This window comes from Synechococcales cyanobacterium CNB (assembly GCA_030263455.1).
Taxonomy (GTDB): domain Bacteria; phylum Planctomycetota; class Phycisphaerae; order Phycisphaerales; family UBA1924; genus CAADGN01.
In genome coordinates this window covers 33,311-58,212 of the sequence record SZOZ01000010.1, presented here as the reverse complement: position 1 = coordinate 58,212, position 24,902 = coordinate 33,311, and the positions used below count along the sequence as shown (strand labels likewise).

At 70.9% G+C, this 24,902-nt stretch carries 17 protein-coding genes and 1 pseudogene; 3 read left to right on the top strand and 15 right to left on the bottom strand.

Annotated elements, in window-relative coordinates; genetic code table 11:
- Position 1 precedes the first annotated feature (1 nt).
- Genes FBT69_11015 through FBT69_11000 form a run of 4 tightly spaced genes read right to left on the bottom strand, consistent with a single transcriptional unit; the run spans position 2 to position 7,857 of the window.
- Positions 2-2,596 carry a glycosyltransferase gene (locus FBT69_11015; protein MDL1905321.1) on the bottom strand — a complete coding sequence of 865 codons (2,595 nt, stop codon included), beginning with the start codon at positions 2,594-2,596 and terminating at the stop codon, positions 2-4.
- Positions 2,593-5,475: a methyltransferase domain-containing protein gene (locus FBT69_11010; GenBank protein MDL1905320.1), complete on the bottom strand. Its 2,883-nt coding sequence runs from the start codon at positions 5,473-5,475 to the stop codon at positions 2,593-2,595. The genes FBT69_11015 and FBT69_11010 overlap by 4 nt, the downstream gene beginning before the upstream one ends.
- The gene (locus FBT69_11005) at positions 5,462-6,796 is read right to left on the bottom strand and encodes an ABC transporter ATP-binding protein (protein ID MDL1905319.1); all 1,335 of its coding nucleotides are present in this window, start codon (positions 6,794-6,796) and stop codon (positions 5,462-5,464) included. Before FBT69_11005 ends, FBT69_11010 begins: the two co-directional genes overlap by 14 nt.
- A 20-nt stretch (positions 6,797-6,816) precedes the next feature.
- Complete coding sequence (locus tag FBT69_11000) at positions 6,817-7,857, bottom strand: ABC transporter permease (GenBank protein MDL1905318.1); 1,041 nt, start codon at positions 7,855-7,857, stop codon at positions 6,817-6,819.
- A 45-nt stretch (positions 7,858-7,902) separates the two neighbouring features.
- Between FBT69_11000 and FBT69_10995 the strand changes: the two genes are divergently transcribed.
- On the top strand, positions 7,903-8,970 hold the full coding sequence (locus FBT69_10995; protein ID MDL1905317.1) for a glycosyltransferase family 2 protein: 1,068 nt from the start codon (positions 7,903-7,905) through the stop codon (positions 8,968-8,970).
- Here FBT69_10995 and FBT69_10990 read toward each other — a convergent pair.
- The 4 genes from FBT69_10990 to FBT69_10975 all read right to left on the bottom strand — a co-directional run bounded on the left by FBT69_10990 (position 8,967) and on the right by FBT69_10975 (position 14,057).
- Positions 8,967-9,929, bottom strand: a complete 963-nt coding sequence (locus FBT69_10990) for a flippase-like domain-containing protein (protein MDL1905316.1) — start codon at positions 9,927-9,929, stop codon at positions 8,967-8,969. The two genes, FBT69_10995 and FBT69_10990, sit on opposite strands and share 4 nt — an antisense overlap.
- Positions 9,930-9,959: 30 nt before the next feature.
- Complete coding sequence (locus FBT69_10985; protein ID MDL1905315.1) at positions 9,960-10,730, bottom strand: class I SAM-dependent methyltransferase; 771 nt, start codon at positions 10,728-10,730, stop codon at positions 9,960-9,962.
- A complete protein-coding gene (locus tag FBT69_10980) occupies positions 10,727-12,436 on the bottom strand; it encodes a hypothetical protein (protein MDL1905314.1) in 1,710 nt (569 codons plus the stop codon). Before FBT69_10980 ends, FBT69_10985 begins: the two co-directional genes overlap by 4 nt.
- A 124-nt stretch (positions 12,437-12,560) precedes the next feature.
- Positions 12,561-14,057, bottom strand: a complete 1,497-nt coding sequence (locus tag FBT69_10975) for a leucyl aminopeptidase family protein (GenBank protein MDL1905313.1) — start codon at positions 14,055-14,057, stop codon at positions 12,561-12,563.
- Positions 14,058-14,126: 69 nt separating this feature from the next.
- Between FBT69_10975 and FBT69_10970 the strand changes: the two genes are divergently transcribed.
- Entirely contained in the window at positions 14,127-14,687 is a 561-nt protein-coding gene (locus FBT69_10970; protein ID MDL1905312.1) for an HIT domain-containing protein, read from the top strand.
- Positions 14,688-14,712: 25 nt separating this feature from the next.
- Here the strand turns inward: FBT69_10970 and FBT69_10965 are convergent, their stop codons facing one another.
- Positions 14,713-15,186, bottom strand: coding sequence for a hypothetical protein (locus tag FBT69_10965; protein ID MDL1905311.1), 474 nt, complete (start codon positions 15,184-15,186; stop codon positions 14,713-14,715).
- A gap of 136 nt (positions 15,187-15,322) precedes the next feature.
- Positions 15,323-16,638, bottom strand: a pseudogene (locus FBT69_10960) (3-deoxy-7-phosphoheptulonate synthase).
- Between the two features lie 271 nt (positions 16,639-16,909).
- Between FBT69_10960 and FBT69_10955 the strand changes: the two are divergent.
- Positions 16,910-17,233, top strand: coding sequence for a hypothetical protein (locus FBT69_10955; protein MDL1905310.1), 324 nt, complete (start codon positions 16,910-16,912; stop codon positions 17,231-17,233).
- A gap of 138 nt (positions 17,234-17,371) precedes the next feature.
- On the opposite strand, the gene FBT69_10950 is transcribed toward FBT69_10955, so the two are convergent.
- The 5 genes from FBT69_10950 to FBT69_10930 all read right to left on the bottom strand — a co-directional run bounded on the left by FBT69_10950 (position 17,372) and on the right by FBT69_10930 (position 24,859).
- Positions 17,372-18,508 (bottom strand): glycosyltransferase family 9 protein, encoded by a 1,137-nt coding sequence (locus FBT69_10950; GenBank protein MDL1905309.1) that lies wholly within the window; start codon positions 18,506-18,508, stop codon positions 17,372-17,374.
- Positions 18,509-18,597: 89 nt separating this feature from the next.
- Positions 18,598-19,131, bottom strand: a complete 534-nt coding sequence (locus FBT69_10945) for an HAD-IIIA family hydrolase (GenBank protein ID MDL1905308.1) — start codon at positions 19,129-19,131, stop codon at positions 18,598-18,600.
- A 45-nt stretch (positions 19,132-19,176) separates the two neighbouring features.
- Positions 19,177-19,947 (bottom strand): hypothetical protein, encoded by a 771-nt coding sequence (locus tag FBT69_10940; protein ID MDL1905307.1) that lies wholly within the window; start codon positions 19,945-19,947, stop codon positions 19,177-19,179.
- Between the two features lie 215 nt (positions 19,948-20,162).
- A complete protein-coding gene (locus FBT69_10935) occupies positions 20,163-21,569 on the bottom strand; it encodes a hypothetical protein (protein ID MDL1905306.1) in 1,407 nt (468 codons plus the stop codon).
- On the bottom strand, positions 21,566-24,859 hold the full coding sequence (locus FBT69_10930) for a hypothetical protein (protein MDL1905305.1): 3,294 nt from the start codon (positions 24,857-24,859) through the stop codon (positions 21,566-21,568). The genes FBT69_10935 and FBT69_10930 overlap by 4 nt, the downstream gene beginning before the upstream one ends.
- Positions 24,860-24,902 lie beyond the last annotated feature (43 nt).

Genomic DNA, 24,902 nt, shown 5'->3' with positions numbered 1-24,902 from the left:
TTCACCGGCCGGATTCGGCGGGCGCGGCGTGCGCCTCGTGCTCGCACGCCGGAGCGCGCCCCGCACTCCCGGACGCGCCGGAACCCGAGCGCCGCGCCTTGATCGCGGTGTACCACCGGTACGGCGCGGATCGCTTGACCGCCACGATCATCCGGTAGCTCCGGCTCCACTTGATGCGAGCGAGGCGTTCCGAGGGCGTGCCGACGTCATCGGCGGCGCTCCATCCCGCGCCGAACCGTGCGCGCGCGACGAGGCGGTACGGCAGCGTCCGCTTCGCCGCCTGCACCAGCCGCCAAGCGCGAGACGACTCGATGCTCTTGAGCTCGACGATCGCTCGCTCCTCCGCCTGCCCGGCGTCGGCGGGCGACTCGGACCCGCGGCACGCTTCCTCGATCATCCGCTCACGCTCGCGCCAGAGCCATTCGGCGAGCCGCGCCACCCGCGTCGATTCCACCGCCTGCGTGGCGAGTTCCCGCGCCAGCGAGGCGTCCGGCGCCGGCCGCGGCGACTCGGCCTGACGCCGGCGCGCCAACTCGAACAGTTCGACCATGCGGTCGCCCGCGTCCTCGAGCCGGAAGCGTTCGCGGACCCGCTCGCGCGCCGCCGCTCCCATGCGGGCGCGGACCGCCGGATCGCGCACCAGCCGTTCCAGCGCATCTGCGTACCGCTCGGCTTCCTGTTCCTCGGTCCCTTTCTCGATCAGGATGCCCGTGTCCGGCGTGACCAGCTCCGCCTGCCCGCCGACCACCGCGCCCACCACCGCCAGCCCAGTCGCCATCGCCTCGTACACCGAGAGCGCGATGCCCTCCCACTGCGACGGGAGGAAGAAGACGTCGCACGCCGCATTGATCGCGGGCATCTCGTCGGCGGGACGCTCACCGAGCAGGCGGAGGCGATCGCCCAGCCCGTTCGTCTCGACGAAGCGTTCCAGCCACGGGCGGTCCTCGCCGTCGCCCACGACGAGCGCCACGAACTCGGAGGTCCGCGCGGCCAGACGCGCGATCGCGCCCGCGAGCACGCGTGGCTGCTTCTGGGCGCACAGCCTGCCCGAAAAGAGGATGACGCACCGGCCCTCGGCGATGCCGAGTTCCCGGCGGACGCGCCGCCTCTCGTCCTGCATCGGACGCCAGACGTCCGAGTCAACGCTGGTATAGCAGACCTCGATCCGTTCCCGCTCCGCGCCGCGCGATGCCATCCAGCCTCGCAGGTGGTCGGAGGAGACGACGCTCAGGTCGAGCAGGCTCTGCCAGCCCGCCCCGCTCCTGGGATGCCCGCCGTTGTTCCAGTACTCCTCCTCCATGTGGTTGTAGTCGAGGTAGGCCGGCCCGGGACAGTGGGCGCGCAGAAAGGGCAGCAGGCGGTACCCGAACTCGCTGTTGCTGATGAGCACGGCGTCAGGCCGGCGCGACTCGACCAGGTGCCGAACCACCGCGGGATGGTCCGCGAGGCGCGCGATCCGATGCAGCGAGAAGATGTCGGGCGTGAACTCCGCGAAGGCCGACAGCCACGGATCCTCGTGTTCGAGCGTCGTGCAGATCGTCACCTCGTACCCGCGCCGCGTCAGCAACCGCGTCAGGTCCAGGTTCCAGCGGTCCGCGCCGCCCATGCGAAGCCACGGCAGGAGCATCAGCACGCGCGGCGCGGTGCGCGCGAGCGGATTGGCGAACGGCGAGCGCTCACGGACGCTCTCGTAGGGCAGCGGCGGGCGCGGTTCCGGCGCCGGGAACCGCCCGGCGTACAGGCCCGGGTAGCGCTCCCGCAGGAAGCGCGCGAAACGCTGCTGCCGCTCCGCGCCGTCCCAGTTCTCCCACGCCGCGCCGTGGTTCTCGCGGCGACGGTACCAGCTGAGGTATTCAGGCACGGTCGCGCCCCACATCCCCGCGTCGGCGCACCGAAGCCAGAACTCCCAGTCCTCCATCCCCCCCCGGATGGACTCGTCGTACCCGCCGACCCGGGCGTGGGCGTCGCGCCGCACCATCACCGCGTGCCCGCCGCAGAGACACTCGCGGAGAAACGCGGGACCGTTGTTGAACCCGAGCGGGTAGAGGTACCGCTGCGCGTCGAACCCGACTTCGAACCCGTGCGCGAACGAGAACTGCGTGTTGGAATGCAGGAACCAGGCGAGTTTCTCCAGCGCGGTCGGCTCGATGAGGTCGTCGGCGTCGAGCTGGAAGACCAGGTCCGCCCGCGCCGCCGCGAAGCCCGCGTTGCGCGCCGCGCTCGGCCCGCTGTTGCGGGGAAGGTCCAGCACGCGGACACGCGGGTCCGCCGCACGGAACCGGCCCAGCCCCGCGAGCGCGTCCCGGTCGCTGGAACCGTCGTTGATGATGATCCACTCGAAGTTCTGGAGCGACTGCCGGAAGACTGTCCGCGCCGTCTGATCGAACACCGAGGGGGGGGTGTTGAAGAACGGCGTCACGATGCTCACGGCCGGCGGCCCCGGCTCGCCCTCGGGGCGGTAGTCGAAACCCGCGCGGCACGAGGATGCCGGCGTGCTCTCGAAATCGGGACGGTTGGGATCGATCATCGCCCGCCTTTCAACCTCGCCGAACATCCACCCTTCGCCGATCCGGAGCGCGGATCCCGTGCGCCTCACGCCGACGCGCCGTCGGCCGGACGGTCGGGAGACGGGGAGGCGTCGAGAGGGTTCAGGACGCCCGGGTCCACGACGGCACGACGCAGAACCTTCCTGGCGCCGGCCCGCAGCAGACCCCGGAGGCTCGAAAGCCGCTCCAGTTCCGAGCGCATCACGCGGACCCGCTCGCTCAGGCGACGCGCTTCGTCGCGCAGCCGCTCCCGCTCCGCTTCGAGACCGATTATCAGAACCCGCTGACTTTCAGTCAAGGCATGGAGCCGATCGGACTCCGCCGCGTGCTCCTCGTCCGCGCGCTCCCGCTTCCGGTCCAACTCCGCGATCCAGGCACGCAGTTCCCCGATGCACGCCTCGGCCTCCGCGCACTTTCGCTCCCACACGGTGCGCTGATCGTCGGACCACGCCCGCGCTCGCTCGAGTTCCGTCGCCCAGGCCCGGGCGCGCTCAACTTCCTGTTCGAGCCACTCGGCGGCCCGCCGGCGGTCCTCGGCCCAGCGCGCCGACTCCTCGGCCGCCTCGCGCAGACGCTCCGCCTCCCGCTCCCAGCCGGCGCGCTGGCTTTCCGCCCAGTCGCGCGCCTGTTCGAGCCGCGCGATCCAGTCGGACTGCTGGCGCAGCGCGGCGTCTCGCTCGTCAGCGATCTTCCGCCACGCTTCCTGCTGGGAACGCTCCCAGTCGCGGGCTTCCTCGAGCCGACGGACCTCGCCTTCGCGCTCGCGCACGACCTGGTCGCGCCGCTCGGATTCAGCCCGCCACCACGCCAACTCTCGTTCCAGCCACGCCTTGGCTCGCTCGAGCCGCCGCGTCCACGCCAGCTGGCTGGACCAGTTGAGTGTGGCGGCTCGCTCCCACGCAACGCCGGGCCTCGCCTCCCACTCCTCGATCATCTCCAGCCCGTCGCCGCAGCGGACCGCCATGTCGAGCACCTGTGCCGCTTCGCGCAGCCCGAACGAGACCGGACGGTCCGTCCGGCCGACGACGTTGGTCCAGTCGCCCGCCAGGACTCGCCGTGCTTCCTCCACACCGCGCGTCCACGCCTTGCGCGCCTCGCTCGCGCGGCCGTCGCTCGCGCTGAGCAGGCCCGCGCGGAAGAGCGCATCGACGGTCTTCGTCGCCAGCAGCGGCGCAAAGCGAACCGGGTCGAGGTCGGCGCACACGAGGAACGCACGCCGCGCCCTCTCGCGGTCCCCCGTTCGCAGCAGGAGCAACCCCGCGAGATACTGGTTGCTGATCCGCCATCGCCAGGCGTGCGGCGTGCCGTCCGCCCTGTCGTGGTACTCATCGATCCGTGCGAGCAGGGCGGCGACCTCCCCGGCGTCGCCGCGTTCGAGCAGCCGGTAGCCGAGCACGCACAGCGCGGCGCCGTGGTCCGCGCTGCCCGCCGGCGCGGTTTCGAGCGTTCGCTCGGCGAGGCGCCGCAGCAGCGCGGGGTGCTCCGTGCGCGCCCCGATCGACACCATCGCGCGCACCAGCCACGGGTTGTGGTAGTCGCGCTCGAACGCGGTGAGGTTGTACCCGTCGAGGTCGTGATAGTCCGGGTACGCCGACTCCGTGTAGCCGTCGCGGTCCGCACCGATCGGATCGGCCATGGCGACCAGCACCCACCACTCCGGGTCGCCGGGGGGGGGGTCGGCGTCAAGGGGCGCCTCGGCGAGCGCAGGGAAGACGCCCGAGCGGTGTACGCCGCCGTCGGCGTCCTGCGCGTAGGTGTGCTCCGGCAGAAAACGCGACCCGACCTGCCGCGCCAGCGTCTCCCAGTCATAGACGTGCAGGTGGTGCGGGTTGGGGTCGTGGCCGGTCTCGTCCGCCCATCGGTTCGGAACGCTGACCACGAGGCGCCCGCCTGGCCGCAGCACGCGCCGCACCTCGTCGAGGAACCGCTCGGGCTGGGCGACGTGCTCCAGCGTCTCGAACGACGCGACGAGATCGATAGAACGGTCGTCGATCGCGGAGAGGTCGGCCGCGTCGGACTTGTGGAACTCGACGGCCGGGCGCACGCCGTTCGACGCCGCCACCGGCACGCCGAAGTTGGCCGCCGCGTACTCGACCGCCGCGGCGCTGGCGTCGATGCCGATCACCCGCGCCGGCCTCCCCGCCGTGGCGAGCACGTGCGCGCCGTACCCCATGCCGCACGCCGCGTCGAGGACCGTATCCCCCGGCCTGACATACGACGCCGCGAGGGTGTAACGAGCGATGTGGGCCTCTGACCGAACCCCGGCCTCACGCAGCATGTCCATGTGCAGGTCGCGTTCTCGCGCGAGCCAGGCGAGCGGGTACGCCTCGAGCGCACGCGGCGGAATCTTCTCGAACACGAGCGTGGCCTGGCCGACCACGGTCTCGCCACGCCCATAGGGAACGACGCGCTGCATCAGCGGGTGCTTGCGGACACCGGCCTCGATGAAACGCGCCTCCCACCAGCCCCGCGGCCGCACGGTGAGGTGCCACGTCCCGTCGCGGTCGGCGGCCGTGGCGACCGTGATGAAGAGGTTCGACCGGGCGACGCGGGCGAGTTCCGTGATCGCGAGTTCGGCGTCGTCGGGGGCGAGATGCTCGAGCACGTCGGCGCAGACCACGGTGTCGAACGCGCCGTCGGGGAAGGGCAGGTCGAGGACGCTGCCTTCGGTGAACCGCCCCGGCGCGAGGGCGTTGCCGTGCTCGACGACGCGGCGCGCGCAGTCCACGCCCCGCGCATCCACGCCCTCGCGCAGCAGGGCGAGGACGAGCGCGCCCATGCCGCACCCCGCGTCCAGAACGGTTCCGCCGCCGCAGGTCACCAGGACGCGCAGGGCCAGCTCGGTGGCGTTCTCGAAGGAGGACGATCCCCACCGGTCGGCGCGGGACCAGTACTGGTCGTAGATCGCCGCGTAATCAGTGCCTGACATGCGCCCTCATCCGCAGGTCGGCGACGCCGCCGAAAAAGTACTCGTATCGGTCGACGAGGACGCTGAAGAAGGCCGCCTCGTCGATCCAGTGAAGGATGCGCTGGTCGTTGTAGTGCCGGTCGCGCTCCTCGCTCACCGACGCCTGCACCTCGTAGAAGTTGGCGCCGAGCGGGCAGTCGCAGACGAAGTCGATCTCCTCGGTGTGTCCCGCGGGGAGCCGACGGTCCCAGAGCACGTCGCCCCGCGCCCGCCCGGTCCAGATGGCCATGTCCTGGTTCAGCGTACCCCACGAGTATACCTTGACGCCCTGCTTGTCGCGGATGCGCACGCCCACGCTGATGCCTGTCATCTCGCGGTTCACTCGGTATCGAACCCGGATCACGAGCGTGTCACCGGGCCTGAACGCCGCGCACGGCTCGCCCGCGCCGTCCAGCACCTGCACCCCGAGAATCTCCGCGTCCAGGTCGCCGAACGATCGTCGGGCACGATCGTCCCCGTCGTCCGGCTCGCTCTCCCCCACGGGCCGCTCCTGCGAACGGGGGGGGTGCGCCGCCGCCTCGGTCCGCATCCAGCGCCTTTCCTCCTCGTGCAGCAGCCGGCGATAGTCGAGCAGAACCTCCGACGAGGGGCCAATCGCACGCACCCGTCCGGCGTGAAGCAGGAGCGCCCGGCTGGTCAGCGTGCGGATCGTCTCCTGGTCGTGCGAGACGAACAGCAGCGTCACCCCCCGCTCGCGCAACTCGTGCAGCCGCTGGTAGCACCGCTTCTGGAAGAGGTTGTCTCCGACCGCGAGGGCCTCGTCCACGATCAGGATGTCCGGCTCGACCTGCACCTGCACCGCGAACGCCAGCCGCACCAGCATCCCCGAGCTGTACGTCTTCACGGGCTGGTCGATGAACTGCCCGATGTCGGCAAAGCCGGCGATCGCGTCGAAGCGCTCGTCGATCTGCCGGCGCGTCAGCCCGAGGATCGCGCCGTTGAGGTAGACGTTCTCCCGGCCCGTGAACTCCGGGTCGAACCCGCTCCCCAGCTCCAGCAGCGCGGCGACGCGACCCGCACGACGCACCACGCCCTCGGTGGGCGCGGTCGTGCCCGCGACGATCTGCAGCAGGGTGCTCTTGCCCGAACCGTTGCGGCCGACGATCCCGAACGACTCGCCCCGCTGCACCTCGAAACTCACCTCGCGCAACGCCCAGAACTCGGCGTAGAAGCGGCGGCTCCAGCGGAAGGCCGCCTGCTTCAGGCGGTCCTCGGGCCGCGCGTACATGTGGTAGCACTTGCCGAGGTTCTCGACGGCGATGGCCGGCCCTGACGCGCTCATCCGTTACGCCCCGTCATGCTTCAGATCACGTCCGCCAGCCCACGCCTGCTCTTCACGAACCACGCGTACCCCGCCTGCATCACGACCGCGCACGCGACAGTGAACGCGGCAAGAACGGGCCAGTCCGGCGCCTCGCCCAGCACCAGCACCCGCCGGGCGTCGAGCACCGGGTACGTCATCGGGTTCAGGTAGGGGATGAAGCGCAGATGCTCCGGCACCGCCTCGATCGGGTAGAAGATCGGCGCGGAGAAGAACAGGATGTTGCTCACGACCACGTTCAGCAACTGCCCGATGTCGCGCAGGAACACGCCCAGCGACGCCAGGAACCACGTCACGCCCAGCGTCAGCATCACCACCGGCACGATCGTGACCGGCAGCAGCGCCGCCGTCGGCGGCACACGCCCCGTCGTCAGCAGCAGCAGGATCAGCACCAGCACGGCGAAGATCAGCGCCGTCACCAGCGAGGCGAGCGTCGCCGACACCCCGAGCACCTCCAGCGGAAAGACCACCTTCTTCACCAGGTTCGGGCGGCTCAGCACGAGCGTCGGCGCGGCCAGCACCGCCTGCGAGAAGACGTTGAACGGGATCATCGCGCACAGCATCATCACCACGAAACCCGCCGTCTCCGACTCGATCCCCGCCGCCTGCCACCGCACCCGCAGCACGACCGAGAACACGAACGTGAACACCAGGATCGTGGCCAGCGGCTTGAGCACCTCCCACGCCACGCCCAGCAGCGTCCCCTTGGAGCGCGACGCGAGTTCACGGACCGTGAACTGCCGGATCAGCTCTCGATGCCGCCACAGGTCTCGCGCCAGTCGCGCCGGGCTGAGCAACGCCGACCACGGCGCGGGGGCGGAAGCCAGAGTGACAAGCGGAGGCGTCATCGGCGCAGGGGCGAGTGTATCCGCGCCCCCGTGCGCCGCCGATGCCCACGCGCCCGCCGACACCGCTCCAGCACGACACCGAGACGCGCAACCGGCGAGAAGTCGGCATTTGGTGTCTGTTTGTGACGGCGTCCCGGCGTTCCCCGCGCGCCGAGCACGGCTTTCGCCTATCATCGCCGCACATCCGGGCGTCGATCGGCGTCCTGGGACGATCCCGGCATGCACCACGCCCCGCACCCGCCCAACCCGACCGTCGCGCCCGGCGTCTCCGTGGTCGTGCCCTGCTACAACGAGCAGGGGGCCGTCGCCGACACCGTGCGCCAGGTCAACGACGCACTCTCGCGCCTCGGGTGCGAGTCCGAGATGATCTTCGTCAACGACGGCTCGCGCGACGCGACCGGCCCCATCCTCGACCGCCTCGTGGCGGAATACCCCCGCCTGCGCGTCTACCACAACCCGGTCAACGCCGGCTACGGCGCGACCCTCAAGCGCGGCGTGGCGCAGGCCAGGTTCGAGCGGATCGTCATCACCGACGCGGACGGCACCTACCCCAACGACCGCATCCCCGAACTCGTCGCCCTGCTCGACGAGCACGACATGGTGGTCGGGGCGCGGACGGGAGCGTCGGTCCGCATCCCGCTGGCGCGGCGCCCCGCCAAGTGGGCCTTGCTGCGCTACGCACGCTGGATGTCCCGCGCCGACATCAAGGACATCAACTCCGGCCTGCGCGCCATCCGACGCATCCACGTCGAACGCTACTGGTCGATGCTGCCCAACGCCTTCAGCTTCACCACCACCATCACCCTCGCCCTCCACACCGACGGCGCGAGCGTCGCCTACGTGCCCATCGACTACCACCCGCGCGTGGGCAAGAGCTCCATCCGCCCCATCCGTGACACCCTCGGCTTCTTCTCCCTCGTCTTCCGCACCGTGATGTACTTCAAGCCGCTCCCCGTCTTCGGCTCGGTCGCCGCCGCCCTGATCGTTCTCGCGGTGGTCGTCGGCGTCATCGGGAAGCTGGCCTTCGGGACCGTGCCGAACGTGTCCACCACCGGCCTGCTCTCGACCGGGCTGATCCTCTTCGGACTCGGACTGATCGGCGACCTCATCAACGCACGCATGGTCGGCTCGCCCGCGCACGTGCGCCTCCGCGCCGGGCACGACGGCGACGGGCGCTCCTCCGCGCCGCCGACCCCTCGAACCCAGACGCCCGTGCCCCAGGTCGAGGTCAGGCCGCTGCGCCGAGCGCCTGCCGGAACAGGGAGCGACCGCGGCCACACCGACTAAGCGCGATCGCGACGCGCCCACAGGGCACGGGCGAGCTCGGCCCTCAGCGTGAGCGCACCGATCGCCGCGAGCATCCAGTACCCGAGCACGGTGTAGAGCATCGCGGCCGCGACCACCGCCTCCGGCTCGGCTACGCCGCGCAGCAATGCGGCCAGCGCGGCGTCCCGCGTCCCGATCCCGCTCACCGAGACGGGAAGCAGCCCGACAAAGATCGCCAGCGCGCCGGCGCCCACCGCGCGCAGCGGCTCGACCGCCGTACCCGTCGCGCGAAGCAGGCACCAGAGAATCGCGGTGTTGTTGAGCCACGCGATCGCCGCGACCCCCCCCGCGCCCGCGGCGCACCACGGCCGCGCAGTGATCGAGCGCGCCCCGTGCCCCATCCGCTCGAAGAACGACCGCATCACCGGAGTCCGGTGCGCGAAGCGCAGCGCCGCGAACGCCCCGACCGGCGCGGCCATCAGCGCCCCGGCGAGCGCGGCCGCGTGCCACTGCGCAAGCGCGATCGCAGAGAGCGTCCCGAGCGCGCCGAGCACGAACACGTCAAAGACCCTCTCGACCAGCACGATCCCCAGGAGCGCCGCACGCTCCCCCGGCGCATCGGCGAGGAACACGCCCTTGGCCAGGTCGCCCCCGCGCGCGGGCAGAAAGGCGTTCAGCGTCAGCCCCGCCATCACCGCCGACCAGCACCGACGCAGCGGGCGACTCATCCCGGCCGCACGAAGAAAGAGGCTCAGGCGGAGCGAGCCGATGAGCGTGCTCAGCAGGCAGAGCGACGCGCCCGCGGCGATCCACGGAGGGGACGCCGACGCCACCGAAGCGACGACCTGCCGAGCGTCGAGCGTCGCCGCGAGCAGCACGAGAGCGACCGTCATTCCCGCCAGCGGGATCGCCGCGAGCAGCACGCGGCGCGAACGAGCGCGGACTCCACCGCCACCGTCGTGTTCGTTCATCGAGGTCATGCTCGGTCCGCGCTGCGCTGCCGCCGCCGATCATGGCTTGCGCGCGACAAACAACTGGTTCACGAAGAAGGGGTTGAACACGACGAGCGGCCTCAGCACGCGATCGATGGCGTCGGCAAACCGCGGAGAAACGGGCACTCGCAGGTACGGCAGGAAGCCGACCGGCGCGAACATGAAGCGACGGTAGTGCACGGGCGTCAGGCCCGCCGCGCCGGCCAGCGACGCGAACGACTCCCGCCCGATCTGGTCCTCGTGATGCTCGTCCTTGTGCAGCCGCAGCGCGCCGCTGATGGTGTCCCACGTCCCGGCGGGGCACGAGGCGACGACGATCCCCCCCGGGCGCAACGCGCGCGACGCCTGCTCCATGAGCGCCACCGGCTCGCGCAGGTGCTCGAGAATCGCCAGCGCTGTCACGAGGTCGAACGTCCCTTCCTCGACTGCCTCGTGCGGCCGCGTCACGTCGCCGCGCACGAGGCGGCAGCCGGGTGGGAGCGCGCCCGCCGCGTCGATCAGGTCCTGCGCGTACTCCACCCCGATCGACTCGCGCGCGCCGAGCAGCCTGTGCGTCTCCGCCATCGTGACGCCCTCGGCCGCGCCCAGGTCCAGCACCCGCGGCGAGTCAACGCCCGGCCCGAAACGCCGGTACGCGTCGGCTGCATTGAGCGCGCGCGACTTGTACCTGAACTCCAAGTGCGGCTTGGACCGGCGATCCGCCGCGTAACTGGCGTCCATCACCCCCGCGGGGGGGGCCTCGCCCTGCGGTCGCGGTGCGGACGGAGCGCCGGCCGTCGGGTTGCTCACGAGACGGCCTCCATCGCGCCGGACCGGATCGACACCTCGGGAACCCCGGCAGACTCCCCCGGGGGCCTACTCCGCGCGTACTCCCGACGCCACACCCGCCATCCCCCCTCCACGGGCAGCGACGCCGGGTCCGCGTGACGCCACGGGCACAGCACCGATTCCTGGTACACGTTGCTGTTCGCCACGTAGATGCTCGTCGCGTCCGAACCAACGCTCAGACGCCGCAGCGGCATGTCCGCGGGGAATCGGTCCGTCACCACCACCCGGTCGCCCGCGATCTCGACGCGCCGGGCGAAGCGGTACGGTGCCTTGGGCTTGCCGGTGATCGCCACTTTCTGCACCAGGCTCCGCGTCAGGTTCGCGTTGAACCGGCCGATCGTCAGCACCCACGCTCTCAGGATCAACTGCTTGAGCACCGTCATCTGGTTGCGCCGGCGGTAGCAGAAGTCCCCCTCGACCTCGAAGACGCCCGTCCCGGGGTCGGCCCGAACGATCAAATCGTGCTGCACGAGATGGGTCACGACGACACGCCCGTCCGCCGTCTCCCCGATCAGCCCCGTGTCCGAGGCGATCGGACCGTGCGCGTCGAAGACCTTGAGCACCCCCCCCTTGCTGAGATTGGCGACCGTATACCGCCCGCCCGTCGGCTCGGTCTCACGCCCGTTCCACGAGACGGCGATCTTCGCGCCCGGCATCCAGACCGTCGCCGGCTCGCTCCGAGCGTCGTTGATCGGCGCGGGACGCGGCCGGTGGTAGTCCTCCCACGCCTGGAGGAAGTCGTAGACGTAGTGGGCTGTCATGCGGTCGTCGTCGTTGTGGTAGCGTTTGTCCCCCGGCACGCCCGCCAGGAAGGCGTCCGCGATCTGGCCGGCCTTCTCGGTGTGCGGCGCCATGACCTCGAACCCGTGCGGGTAGAAGTGGTAGGTGTTGCGGCTGCCGTACTCCCCGCCGTAACTCCCGTCCGGGTGCATGAAGTGCCACGCGAAGCCGACGGCGCGCACCAGCGGGTCGATCAGATCGTCGGCGCGGTCGGCGTGCCCGCCCTGCCGCATCTTCTGCATCAACTTGGCGAGGAAGTCGATCGTGCAGGTGTGGTAGCCGGGGTCCGCGCCCTCGTACTCCTGGAACCACCCCTCCTCGTGCTGCCAGCCGAGCGTGAGCGCGATCCGGTCCTCGGCCACGCGACGAGCCACGTCGTCGCCCGTGATGAGGTAGACGTTGTACGCCGCCAGCGCGGCCAGCGCCTGGTGGTTGCTCAGCCGACCCGTCTCGTTCTCGTGCGCGAGGTGGCGCACGCGCTTCAGAAACAGGTCCACCACCGCGGTGTCGTCCATGCCCAGCAGCTGGTAGGTCTCCGACGCCGAGTACAGGCTGAACACCAGCGCGCCCATCGCTCGCTCGAACGGGAAGTAGTCGTCGCACGTCCCGTCCGCGTGCGACGAGGGGACCATGTACCGCACCGCCGCCTCGGCCAGTTCACGCACTCGCTCCACGCCGAAGAACCGGTTGCCCGGGTAGCGGCGGGCGTACACGAGCGCGAGCGGCAGAACCATCTCCTGCGCCATCCCGCACGGAAAGTCCATCGTCCGGTAGTGCCAGAACGCGCGATCGAACGACCCGTACGTCGGGCTGTACGGGTTGCGATCGATCAGTTGCAGCAGGCGCGGGATGTACGGCAGAGCCAGTTCGACGTACCGATCTCGCACGGCAGACCTCCTCACGCGCCGTTGCAGAGGGGCGCGGCCGGCCCCCGCGCTCGCGCCGCGGGCACACGATAGCCCGTCTCTCTCCCGGCCGACGCCCCGCGCCGACCCCGCGGAGCGCACCGAGTCAGCGACCGTCCAGGAACTCCGCCAGCAGCCGCGCCCCCCACCCCGTGGGACCGGCGACGAACGGCCCCTTGTCCGAGTCCGCGACGTGCACGCCCGCGATGTCGATGTGCGCCCACGGCACGCCCTTCTCGACGAAGTACGACAGGAACGCCGCGCCCTGGATCGGGTGGGCCTTGCGGTTGGGGTTGCTGTTCAGGATGTCCGCGACCGTGGACTTCATCATGTCGCGGTACTCGGCATGGTGGGGGAGCCGCCACACGCGCTCGCCGCTCGCCGCGCTCGCCGCCTCGATGCGGGCACGCAGCGCGTCGTCGTCGCACCACAGGCCCGCGAAGGTCGAGCCGAGCGCGATCACGACGCCGCCCGTCAGCGTGGCCAGGTCGATGATGCACTCCGGGTTCTCTCGCTCGCACGCCCAGCAGAGCGCGTCCGCGAGCACCAGCCTCCCCTCGGCGTCGGTGTTCGTCACCTCCACTGTCACGCCGTTGCGGAACGTCAGCACGTCGTCGGGCCGGTACGCCTCGTCACTGATCGAGTTCTCCGCCGCCGCGAGCAGGGCGACGACGCGGCGCTTCGGCCTGATGGTGGTGGCGATCGCGTGCATCGCGCCGAGCACCGCGCACCCGCCGTCCTTGTCACGCTTCATGCCAGCCATCGTGTTGTTGATCTTGAGGCTCAGCCCGCCCGAGTCGTAGCACATCGTCTTGCCGATCAGGACCACCGGCTTGCCGCCCGCTCGCCCCCCCTTCGGCCGGTATTCGAGCCGGATCAGGCACGGTTTGTTCTCGCTCGCCGCCCCGACCGTCGCGATGCCCGTCAGCCGCTCGTCCTTCAGCCGCCTGCCCGAGATCACCGTGCAGGACATGCCCGTCTTGCGGGCGAGTTTTCGCGCCTGCTCGGCCATCCACATCGGCGTGGCGAGGTTCGGCGGCGTCTGGCTCAGCGTGCGCGTGAGGTTCGCGCCCTCCGCGAGCGCGAGGCCGCGCTTCAATCCGCGGTTAAACGCCGCGTGCGCCGAACGCACCGTCAGCGTTGGCTTCGGTCGGCCGTTGTTGCTGATGCCCGCCGCGCCCTTCAGGATGTCGGCGTTCCAGGCGACGAGACCAAGCCCCTCCCCGAACGCCGACCCTGCCCGCTCGGCGTCGAGGCGCACGCCCGACAGCGCCCCCTGTACGTCGATCTCGGCCGAAGGATCGCGCGTCACCGCCAGGCGGCGCGCGACCGCCGCCGCCGCCGTCCGCAGCGCGTCCGCGTCGAACGAGTCCTTCGCCCCCAGGCCGACGACAAGCACGCGGCCGTGCGCCCCGCGACCCGTCGGAAACGCCTCGACGACGCGACCGAGGTCGCCGGTCGCCTCGCCCCGCTTCAGCGCGGCGGCGGCCGAGCCGTCGGCATCACGCTTCTTCGAGGCGCCGTCGAGGGGCTGCCCCTTGAAATGGGCGAGGACAAGCGCAGCGGCGCGACCCGTGCCGCCCGCCTTGATGCTGTTGAACATCGGGAACTCCTTTGTGGGCGGAGTGTATCCGCAGTGGCGGCGCGTGCGGCCCGGCTGTAGCGTTGCGGCATGGCCGACGAAGGCACCACGGGACGACGAGGGCTGCACGCGCCCTGGCGGCTGGAATACCTCGAGGCCCTCGAAGCACGCGAGCGCGCCGCAGGCCCCCCCGCGCCGGGGGCCGGCTCCTTCCTCCTCGACCGCTGGCGCGACCCCGCGAGCGACCGGCGAAACCACGTGGTCTACCGCGACGCCGACGGCATCATCCTCCTCAACGCCTTCCCCTACGCCAACGGCCACCTTCTCGTCGCGCTGGGCGAGGCGAGACCGACACTGCTCGACTATGAACCGGCCCAGCGGGCCTCGCTGTGGCGACTGACCGAACTGGCCGCGGACCTGCTCCAACGCACGCTCGAGCCGCAGGGCGTCAACATCGGGATCAACCAGGGACGCGCCGCGGGAGCGGGCGTGCCGCAGCACCTCCACGTGCACCTCGTGCCGCGCTGGAACGGCGACGTGAACTTCATCGAGGTCGTGGGCGGCGTGCGCGTCATCCCCGCCGCCCTGGACGCGATGGCGGAACGCTTCAGAGCGACGGTTGCGGAGTTGAAGCGGGCGAAGGGAGTCTGAAGGGCACCACCCCTGAGGGATGCGGTCAGGCGGCCGGCATGCACAGCCGCCGCAGACCGAGGTGGTACGCCCCCGCCCGGCCCGTGCAGCGAACCACGAGCGCCGACTCGGGCATGCCACCGGCCTGCACGGGCGTCAGCGTGGCGATCGCGCCCGGCTCGACGGCCAGCGGGCAGCGCACGCCAAGCCCGCCCGCACTCCTGTCTCGCAGACGCACGCGAGCCAGCGCGGCAAACCCGTGCGGACCCGTAAAGGTCGCGATCGCTTCTCCCACCGCGGGACCACGATCGGACGTGCGCCTGTTGAACGGGATCGGCGCGTCGGGGTCGATGGTCTCGCGGACAAGCCGAAGCCTCGGGCGAGCGGGCGCGGGTTTGACCGTGGGGGGGGGCGTCCGTCGTTCGTCGGGGCGTGAGGCGGCACGCCGCGTGCGGGTCGCGCCCTCCGCGCCCGAAGCCAGACGCTCGGGGGTAGTACCGGTCGTTCTCTGGCGTGGCACGGAGGCCTCCACACGGGCGACGTGGCCCAAGGGGTGGATCGGCCTTTCCAGTGCGCGACTTGATGAAGGAGACCAGAGGACGGAGAGATGACGCCCGAATGGCCCGCCCCGAGAGGGGGAGGCACCAGTGCCGGGATCACGTTCCCGCGAGACGGGCGCGGAGACGGAACGCGAGTTCCAGCGACTGCTGGTAGTTCAGCCGGGGGTCGCAGGGGGAGGCGTAGTTGCGGGTCAGGGCCTCCTCGGTCACCCCGGCCGCGCCGCCGAGGCATTCGGTCACGTCCTCGCCCGTCAGTTCGAAGTGCACCCCGCCGAGCATGGTGCCGGCATCGCGGTGGGCGTCGATGGTCCGCTCCAGTTCCTCGGCGATGGCATCGAAGGAGCGCGTCTTCACCCCCGTCGAGGTCGTCGTCGTGTTGCCGTGCATCGGGTCGCAGACCCACAGCACGCGCACGCCCTCGCGCCGGACCGCGTCGAGGATCGGCGGCAGGGTCTCGCGCACGCGGTGCGCGCCCATGCGAGTGATGAGGGCGAGTTTGCCCGGCTCATCCGCGGGATTGAGCGCGCGGGCGATGGCGACCGCGTCGCCGGGCCTGGTGCCGTGCCCCAGCTTCACGGCCACCGGGTTCGCCACGCCGCGGAAGAACTCGACGTGCGCGCCGCCGAGGGCGCGGGTCCGGTCGCCGATCCAGGGCATGTGCGTGGTCAGGTCGTACCAGCCCGTCCGCCGCGGCACCCGCCGGGTCTGCGCGCTCTCATAGAGCAGGTTCAGCCCCTCGTGGCTCGTGTAGAACTCGACGCGCGTGAGCTCCTCGATGCGGGCCTCGCCCAGCGCCTCCATGAACTTCAGCGCCTGGGCCAGACTCGCGCTCACGCGCTCGTAATCGGCCTTGCGCTCCGGGGGCAGGTCGGCGTGGTGCAGGAACGAGAGGTCCCAGTACTCGGGGTGGTGCACGTCGGCGAACCCGCCCTCCAGCAGCGAGCGGATGAAGTTCAGCGTCATCGCCGCGTGCTGGTAGCCCCTCACCATCAGGTGCGGGTCCGGCGTGCGGGCGCGCTCGTCAAAGTCCGCGGCGTTGATGAGGTCGCCGAAGTACGAAGGGAGCGTGCGCGGACCGTTCGGTCCGTCGCGCGACTCCGTTTGTTCAGCCCGTGCACCAGCACCAGCGACATCTGCAGCAGGATCTTGAGCTTGCTGGTGATGGTCTCCGGCCGGCAGTCCGCGAGCGTCTCGGCGCAGTCGCCCCCCTGGAGCAGGAACCGCCGCCCCTCCTGGGCTTCAGCGAGCAGGGCCTTGAGCCGCTCGATCTCGAACGAGGTCACAAGGGGGGGGAGCGAGCGGAGCTTGGTGATCGCGGCCTCCAGCGCGCCCGCGTCGGGATAGTCGAAGCCGTGCTGCGCGGGCCTGGATCGCCAGGAATCGGGCGTCCACGGCTGTTCTGTGGGGGTCACGAGGCGGCTCCTGCGTGGCGTGAAGGTGATTGTTGGCGAGAAAAAAGCGGGGCGTCGGTGCGAATGTCGGCCGAATCCGGGAGCAAATTCTCATGCCGGGGGTTTGAAGTGTCGATGGGCAAGTCCGCCGACGGTTCTCGTTCGGGCCGCGGCGCCGGGTGCGGTGGGCGTTTCGCCCCCGTCGCCCGGCCTGATGGCGACCCGAGAGGCGGGGCGCGTCGCTCCCCCGGGGACCAGCCGAAGCACGGAACACGAGCCAGGAGAACAGCACATGGCGACCAGAACCCGCAGGACCAGCAGGACGACCAGGCGCACCGCCCGCCACACGGCGACCAAGCGCCGCACCGCCAAGCGCACCGCCCGCCGGACCGCGGCCAAGCGCACCACCGCCCGCCGGACCGCGACCAAGCGCCCCGCCGCCAAGCGCGCTACCCGCCGCACCAAGGCCAAGCGCACCACCGCCAAGCGGGCCGCGACCAAGCGCCCCGCCGCCAAGCGCGCCACACGCCGCCGGACGTCGGCATCGACCGCCCCGGCGTTCGCCGCGTGGTCGTCGTCCTCGACGGCCCGCCGCCGCGTCCGCAAGGCCGCGTGATCGAACGAGACATCCAGCGCACACGGACGGCCGCTCCGAGTCTTTCGGGGCGGCCGTTGTTGTTGATGCATGGAACAAGCCGCGCGTGCCAGCAAGTGGCTCTCGAAACAGAGACCGACGCAAGCCCGTGCCGCACTCTTACGGTCGCGGCTCGTTGAGTGAAAGCAACCGCTCCACTGCCTCGCACACCGCGCCGTACTCGATGCGGTCGATCCTGCACCGGTCTGGGTGGTCGTTGGCGAGTTCACCCGCGGGGAGCGTCGGGTCGGCGAGAAGGATGACCTCCGAGTGGTGCCCGCTCGGCAGCGGGCGTGTCGGAATGGTCGTCCAGCGGTGGTCGGTCGGGCCGAAGAGCGAGACGAGGGGCGTGCCGAACGCCGCCGCGAGGTGTCGCGGGCCGGTGTCGTTCGTCACCATCAGCCGCGCCCGCCGCACGATCGCCTTCAGCGAGCCGATGCTCACGCCGAGTTCCGGCAGCGCGACCGCGCCGGAACCCGCGGCACGGCAGACCTCCGCGGCGAGGTCGCGTTCCACGGGCGAACCATTCACCAGCGCCGCGAGGCCGTGGGTGCTCGCCAGACGCCGGGCGAGGCGGGCGTAGCGATCGGCGGGCCAGCGCTTCGCGGGGTCGTTGCCGCCGGGATTGACGACGACGAACGGCGCATCCGGGGCAAGGCCGGCGCGCTCCAGAAGCACGTCAGCCGCGTGCTCCTCCTCCGGCGTCGTGGCGAGTTCGAGCACGATGCCCGTCGGCAGCGCTGCCGGCTCATCGGGCATCGGCGGCGGATCGATGCCGGCACACCGCAGCAACTCGCACGCGGCGTCGAGGTAGTAGCGCACGGCCGGGACCGGCGCCCAGCGCCGCCGCAGCGCTGTGCTGCCGTCTCGCTCCAGCGCGCGGATCGGGTGCGTGAGCAGCAGACCTCGCGCATCACGATCGTACCCGATCCGTCGCGGGATCCCGGCGACGCGCGCCGCCAGCGCGCTGGAGAACGAGTTGGTCAGCAGGAGCGCGGAGTCGTACCTGCGCGGCCGCAGCCGTGCCGCGACGTGCTTCGGCCCCATCACGCCCCCTTTGCGGTCGGCGTGCATCTCGTCGAGCAGGTCCGTTCCCGACAGCACGCCGCGCATCTCCGGGCGCACCAGGCCCGCGATGAACGAGCCGCGCAGCCGGTCGCGCAGCAGCCGTAACGCGGGCGTGGCCATCACCACGTCGCCGAGCCACGATGGGAGCACGACGAGCAGCCGGAGGGGAGTGGCCGTGGCCTGGGACATGGGCGAGCAAAGGGTATGGAGCACGGGGCTTGGGAAGGCGCTGACCCACGCGGGCAGAGCCGACCCGATCCGGCACGACCACGCTCCGCTCAACCGTTCGCCAGGATCCGGTCGGCGGCTGCCGCGAGATCGGGCAGCGGGCGGGCGGCGCCGATCAGCAGGGCACAAGGGGGGGGGATGCCCGCGGCGATCGCCGCCCGGATGTCCCGCTCCGCGTCGCCCACGAACCACGAGCAGGCAAGATCGATGCCGAGCTCGCCCGCGGCGACGAGAATCATCCCCGGCGCGGGCTTGCGCCACGGATGCTCGGACGCGAACCGCCCGACCGTCCCTTCAGGATGAAACGGGCAGAAGTAGAACGCCTCGACCAGCGGCCGGCTCGCGTGCGGCCGTGTCAGGAGCGCGCGCACACGGTCGTTCGTCGCCTCGACGTCGCGCAACGATCCTCCCCCCCGGGCGACCACGCCCTGGTTCGAGACCACGACGAGCGTGTACCCCGCGCCGGCAAGTCGCTCGCAGGCCACGAGAGACCCGGGCAGCAGGCGCACCCGTGATGGGTCGGCGAGGTCGCCGGCGTTGTCGATCAGCGTGTCATCGCGGTCGAGGAAGACGGCCCGGCGCATGCTACCGCCAGACTACCGCGCCCCACGCGCCAGGACGCGGGATGCCTACTTCGCGCCGTCGTCGGACGAGATGCCGTCGTCCGCCTCGTCGTCGAGCGTGACCAGCCCGGCGCGGATGGCGATCCGGGCCAGTTCGACGCGGTTGGAAGCCTTGAGTTTGTTGCCCAGCGAGACCCGGTGACCCTCGATCGTCTTCACAGAACGGAACAACTTCGCGGCGATCTCGGCCGTGGACAGTCCGCGACCGATGAGCCGCAGCACGTCCAGCTCGCGCCGCGTGAGCGACGCAAGCGGGCCGAGGTCGTCCACCTTCTGACGGATGGCCGGCGAGCGGTCGGCCGTGGTCTCATCCCCCGCGACCGGAACGGTCACGAGCAGCACGCGCCGAAGCCCGTCGTCGCCGGGGGTGATGGGACGGATCGTCGAGCGCACCCAGCGCCCAGCCCAGATACCCTCGATCGTGACCGCGGCATTGGAATCCGCCACGCGCCGGATGTACCCAAGCCGCTCGTCCGCGAAAGGCTTGGGAAGGAACTCGTGCATCGTCCGGCCGAGGGCCGCCTGCGGGTCCGACAGCCCCAGCAGACCCGCGAGCGGCGCATTGATGAAGTGGTACCGCCCCGCCTCGTCCACGACCGAGACCAGTGCCCGGGCATCCTGAACCAGCGCCTCCCAGCAGGCGGCGGCACCGGAAGCCCAATCCGGCAGACGGGAAGAACCGTTGTGGAACGGGTTCCTGCCCCGGCCGTCGGGCTGTTCGGAGGGGTAGTTCCGAAGCGGCGAGGTCGGAGACCTTGACATGGTGTATGGACTCATGGGGGGTTCGCTCGGGGAGGGTCCGTGCGGTCAGGGTTAGACCCGCGAAACGGACGCGGGTTCCCTGTGTTCCGGGGGAAATGCGGACTCTCGACCGTGAAGGCCGAGGAAGGCCCATTCGGATGCTCCGGGGCACGGTTCCGCATCCCGGCGTGAACTCGCGCAGGCCCGAGAATCCAGCGGGCTGATGCTCAGCCGAAGGTCGCGCGCCAGCCTTACTCCCCACCTACCAGCCCCAGCTGCCGGTATTTCTCCAGGTACTTGCGGGCCAGGGCGGTGTGCTTGTTCTCCAGGTCGATCGCTCGGCCGTCGATGAAGGCCAGGTGGACGCGGGTGGTCACCTCCAGCGGGTGCCCGTCGGTGATGATCAGCGTCGCCGCCTTGCCCACGTCCAGCGAGCCGAGGCGGTCGCCGACCCCGAGGATGTCCGCGGCACTGAGCGTGACGGCGCGCAGCGCGGTCTCCGGCGGCAGGCCGTAGGCCACGGCCATCGCCGCCGCGTACGGCAGGTTGCGCTCATGAGCGGTTTCCTCTCCCGAGGCGAAGCACCACGCCACGCCCGCCGCCTCCAGCCGCTGCGGGAGCGTGAACAACTCGTCGTAGGGCGAGTCGTCGCGCTTCGGCATCCGGTACGAGGACTCGATGACCACCGCCGCACCCGCCGCCTTGAGTTGGTCGGTGCAGCGGTCGGCGTCGCGAGCGCCGACGATGACCGGGCGCAGCCCGTGCCGCTCCGCGAACGCGAGTGCGCCCGTGATCTGGTCCACGTCGTGGGCGATGAAGAACGTGGGAAGTTGAGCGACGGCGGCCGAGGGCAAGGCCCGCTGCATCGCCTCGTAACGCAGGTCGATCGGGTGGTCCGGGGTCGCCGCGCGGGCGTTGCGGTAGGCGGCGGCGTTGCGGAAGGCGTCCTCAAGCGCAGCCATCGCACGCTGGATGTTCTCGCTCTGACCATCCGGGGGCTCGTCCATCCACCACGCGACGACCGGCCGCGTCAGCGGAAAGTTCACGACCAGCCCCGCGTCGTCCAGGATGGCAAGATCCTCCCATGTCCAGCCGTCGAGCCTGATGACGGACGCACGCCCCGGGATCAGGCCGCGCGGCCCGGCGTCGCCGAATATCTCGTACGTCGTGCCCGGAAACACCCCCGCCGTGAGGATGCCGGACGAGCGCGTCACCGGCAGGAGCGTCGAGTCCGGGTTGATCGCCACCGCGGCGCGGACTTCCGGCGCGATCGTGCCGACCTCGCGGAAGTCGAGCGTCGCCCGCACCGCCTGAATCTCAGTCAGGCCGAGCTGCGTGTACGGCGCGACCAGCCCCGGGTACACGTGCAGCCCTTCGGCGTCGATCTCGATCGGGTGCGAGCCGGGCGCGAAGGCCGGCGTCATGCCCGCGGGCAGCACCGCCGTGATAACGCCGTCATCGAACACGATGCCGCCCGCTTCGATGGTGTCGCCGGAGACCGTGTGGATGGTTGCGTTGTGAACGTACACCGGGCGCGTCTGCGGCGGGGCCTTCACGCCCAGATCCTGCGCGGAGGCAGGGGGGATAGATGGATCAAGGGACCAGGAGATGAGGACCGCGACGAAGCAGGCGACAGCGTTGACGCATGGTGTTCTCATCGTGCGCCTCCGAGTTCGGTTTCGGTGATGCCGCAATCGCCGCAGCGGTGGTCGGCCGGGTCGATGCCGCGAAGATACAGGCTGAGGTAGTGGCGGCGGCGCGCTTCGACCAGCATCCGCTCGCGGAGCGATTCGGGCGGCTTCTCCTCGGCCTCGCCGTTCTCTTTCTGCTCCCCGTCCTTCTTGTCGGGCTTCTTCTTCGCGCCCTCGGCGAGTATCTTCTGGACGATCCGCGCGCGGTGCGCCGCGTTCCGCTCGCGCAGTTCCGCGTCGCGGGCGAGAGAGAAGTGCTCACGCCCGTCGATCCACACCGACTCTGCCCGCGAGAACGCCGAGAGCGGATCGCCCGACCAGACGACCAGGTCCGCGTCCTTGCCCTTCTCGATCGAGCCGACGCGATCGGCGATGCCCAGTTGGATGGCGGGGTTGATCGTGACGAAGTGGAGAGCCTGCTCGGGCGCAAGGGCGAAGGCACCGGAATCGGAGAGCGTGGAGTAACGCAGCGCCTTGGCGGCCTCGACGTTCATGCGCCGCGCCAGTTCGTCCGAGTCGGAGTTGTACGACGTCAGCACGCCCACCGCGGCCTGCAGCGGGCCGGCGTGCGGGATCGCGTCCTGCACCTCGACCTTGTACGCCCACCAGTCGGAGAAGAGCGACGCCCCGATCGCGTGGTCCTTCACCGCTTCCGCGACCTTGTACACCTCCAGGCCGTGCTGGAAGGTGCCGATCGTGAAGCCGAAGTCCGCCGCAACGCGGCAGAGCATGAGAATCTCGTCCTGCCGGTACGAGTGGCAGTGCACCAGCCGCTCGCCCGCCAGAATCTCGGCCATCGCTTCGAGTTCGAGGTCGCGGCGCTTGCCGCTCGCCGCCGCGTACTCCCGCGCCGCCATGAACCGGTCGCGGATGATCGTCTCGACGCCCATGCGCGTCTGGGGGTAGCGGGTCGTGTTCCGCTCGCCCCAGTTGGACTGCTTGACGTTCTCGCCGAGCGCGAACTTGATGCCCGGCTTTGCGCCCTGCATGTGCATGTCGTCGGGGTGCGGCACGCCCCAGCGGATTTTGTTGGTCTGCGTCTGGCCGCCGATCGGGTTCGCCGAGCCGTGCATCGAGTTCACCGTCGTCGTGCCGCCCGCGAGCTGCCGATACCAGTTGATCGCGTCGGGATTCGTGACGTCGCCGATGCGCACCTCGGCGGTGACGGCCTGCCCCGACTCGTTCACGCCCCGCGAGATGCCCGTGTGCGAGTGCGCGTCGATCAGCCCAGGCGTCACGTGCTTGCCCTCGAGGTCGATCACCAGCACGTCGCCCGCGGTCGAGGGCGGGCCGCCGACGCCCACTCGCTCGATCATGCCGTCCTTGATGAACACCCATCCCCGCTCGATCACGCCCTGCGGACCGCACGTCCAGATGGTGGCGTTGCGCAGCACGACGGCCCGCTGGGGCGGCAGTTCCTTCACCGCGTACGCTCCGAACGGATAGCCCGGCAGGTCCTCGGGAGGAAGTGCGGGCGCTTCGTCCTCGGCCTGCTTCGCCGCCTCGCCCTCATCCGCCGCGTCGCCCGCAGGCTCCGCGTCGGCCCGCTCGGCCGTCAACTGCACCCGCGCGCCCACCGGCGTGAGCAGCGAACCGAAGAGACGGTCGCCCACGAGCGTCAGCGTGACCATCACCACACCACCGTCGGGGAGATCGACGAGATAGGTGAGCCGGTCGCCATCGAGTTTCACGTCGCGGGCGGCCGTCGGCTTCTCGCCCTCCGCGCCGGGGAGCTTGACGCTGATCTTCCCCTTGTCGTCCTGCTCGACGACAAGCGTGCCCGCAGGCTCGGCGCCGGCGCCGAACGAATACGCCCACGTCCCCGCGATGGGGGGCTTGCGAGGGTTGATCTCGTGCCGGCGGCCGTCGATCCAGAGGTCGCGGATCGTCGCCTTGTTCTTGTGGTCGAAGAGCGGCTTGTCAGTGACGATGAGGTTGGCGATCTTCCCTCGCTCGACCGTGCCGAGCACCTCGCTCACGCCGAGCGTCCCGGCCGGGTTGGTCGTGAGCATGGCGAGGGCGCGCTCGGGCGTCAGCCCGCCGACTTCGAGCGCCTTGTTCAGGTTGTCCTCGAACTTCTCGCCCCGCCGAAGCCCGCTCGCGGTGAGCGAGACGTGCACGCCGGCCGCGTCCAGCCGCCGGGGGTTGGTGGGGGCCTGCTCCCACGTCATCAGGTCGCGCAGGTTCACGCTGTCGGCCGCGCCGGCGGATTTCACGTCGGGGGTCTTGGGGAAGGTCAGGGGCACGATGATCGTGGGCACGTGCTCGCGCTGCGGGTCGTACGCCGCGATGGCGTCCAGACGCCGGAACTCGACACCGCTGCCGATGATGACCGGCCGGCGCTCGAACTCGCGGGCGATCTTCACCGCGCGGATCGCGTCGAGCTCGTCGCGCGTGCGGAATGCGAGCGGGAGATGGTCGAAACTCGTCTTCGTCAGCGTCTTGAGGCACGACGGCGCGATCGCGGCGTCACGGGCGGTCTCGCTGCTCTGGAGCGTGAGTGATTCGAGCCAGTCGGCGTCGCTGAGGGTCTGTCGAATCAACGCGATCGCGCCCATCTGCGAGTTGGGGTAGTTGGAGAACTCACCGAGGTTCCCGCCCCCCGCCGTCTCGAACGAGAGCGTGTGATAGACGCGCTCGCGGTAGACGGGCGGACGGCCGTCCGAGGGATCGGAAGGGGGGGGCGCCAGGCTGACCAGCGCAGCCTGACCCGCGAAGATGCCCCCCTTCGGCGCGATCGCCGCCGCCGCGAAGCCGAGATCGCGCAGCCGCTTCGCCTCCGCCTCCGGCAGCCCGCGACCTTCGAGCGCGGACCGCTGCGGCGTGACCTTGCGGTTCCAGTGGACCCCCGGCCCGTCGATCGGCGGCAGCGGCGCATCCACCTCCGCGTGCGCATCGATGAACCCCGAGTAGACGTGCAGCCCCTCGCAGTCCCAGACCAGCGCGCCCGCGGGCGCGGCGTACTCCCGACCCGCGATGTCCTCCACCGCGACGATCCGCCCGTCGCGGATCACCACCGCCCCGCGCTCGATCGAGGCCCCGGGCCGGACGTGAACCGTCGCGCCCACCAGCGCGTGGTACGACGGCTCGACCTTCCGCGGGCTGTTCGGCTGCGGGTCGAGCGGGTTGTTCGTGGCGGGCTGGGCGAGCACGGTCGCGGCGAACGCGACCGAAACGAGCGACGGCAGGAGTGTGCGTGTCATGGCAAGGACAGGGTAACGCGCTCGGAGGGGATGGTTGCAACCGCGGGGTATCATCGATCGAACGGCGGGCGAGATGCCATCCCCGCCGGCCTGACCG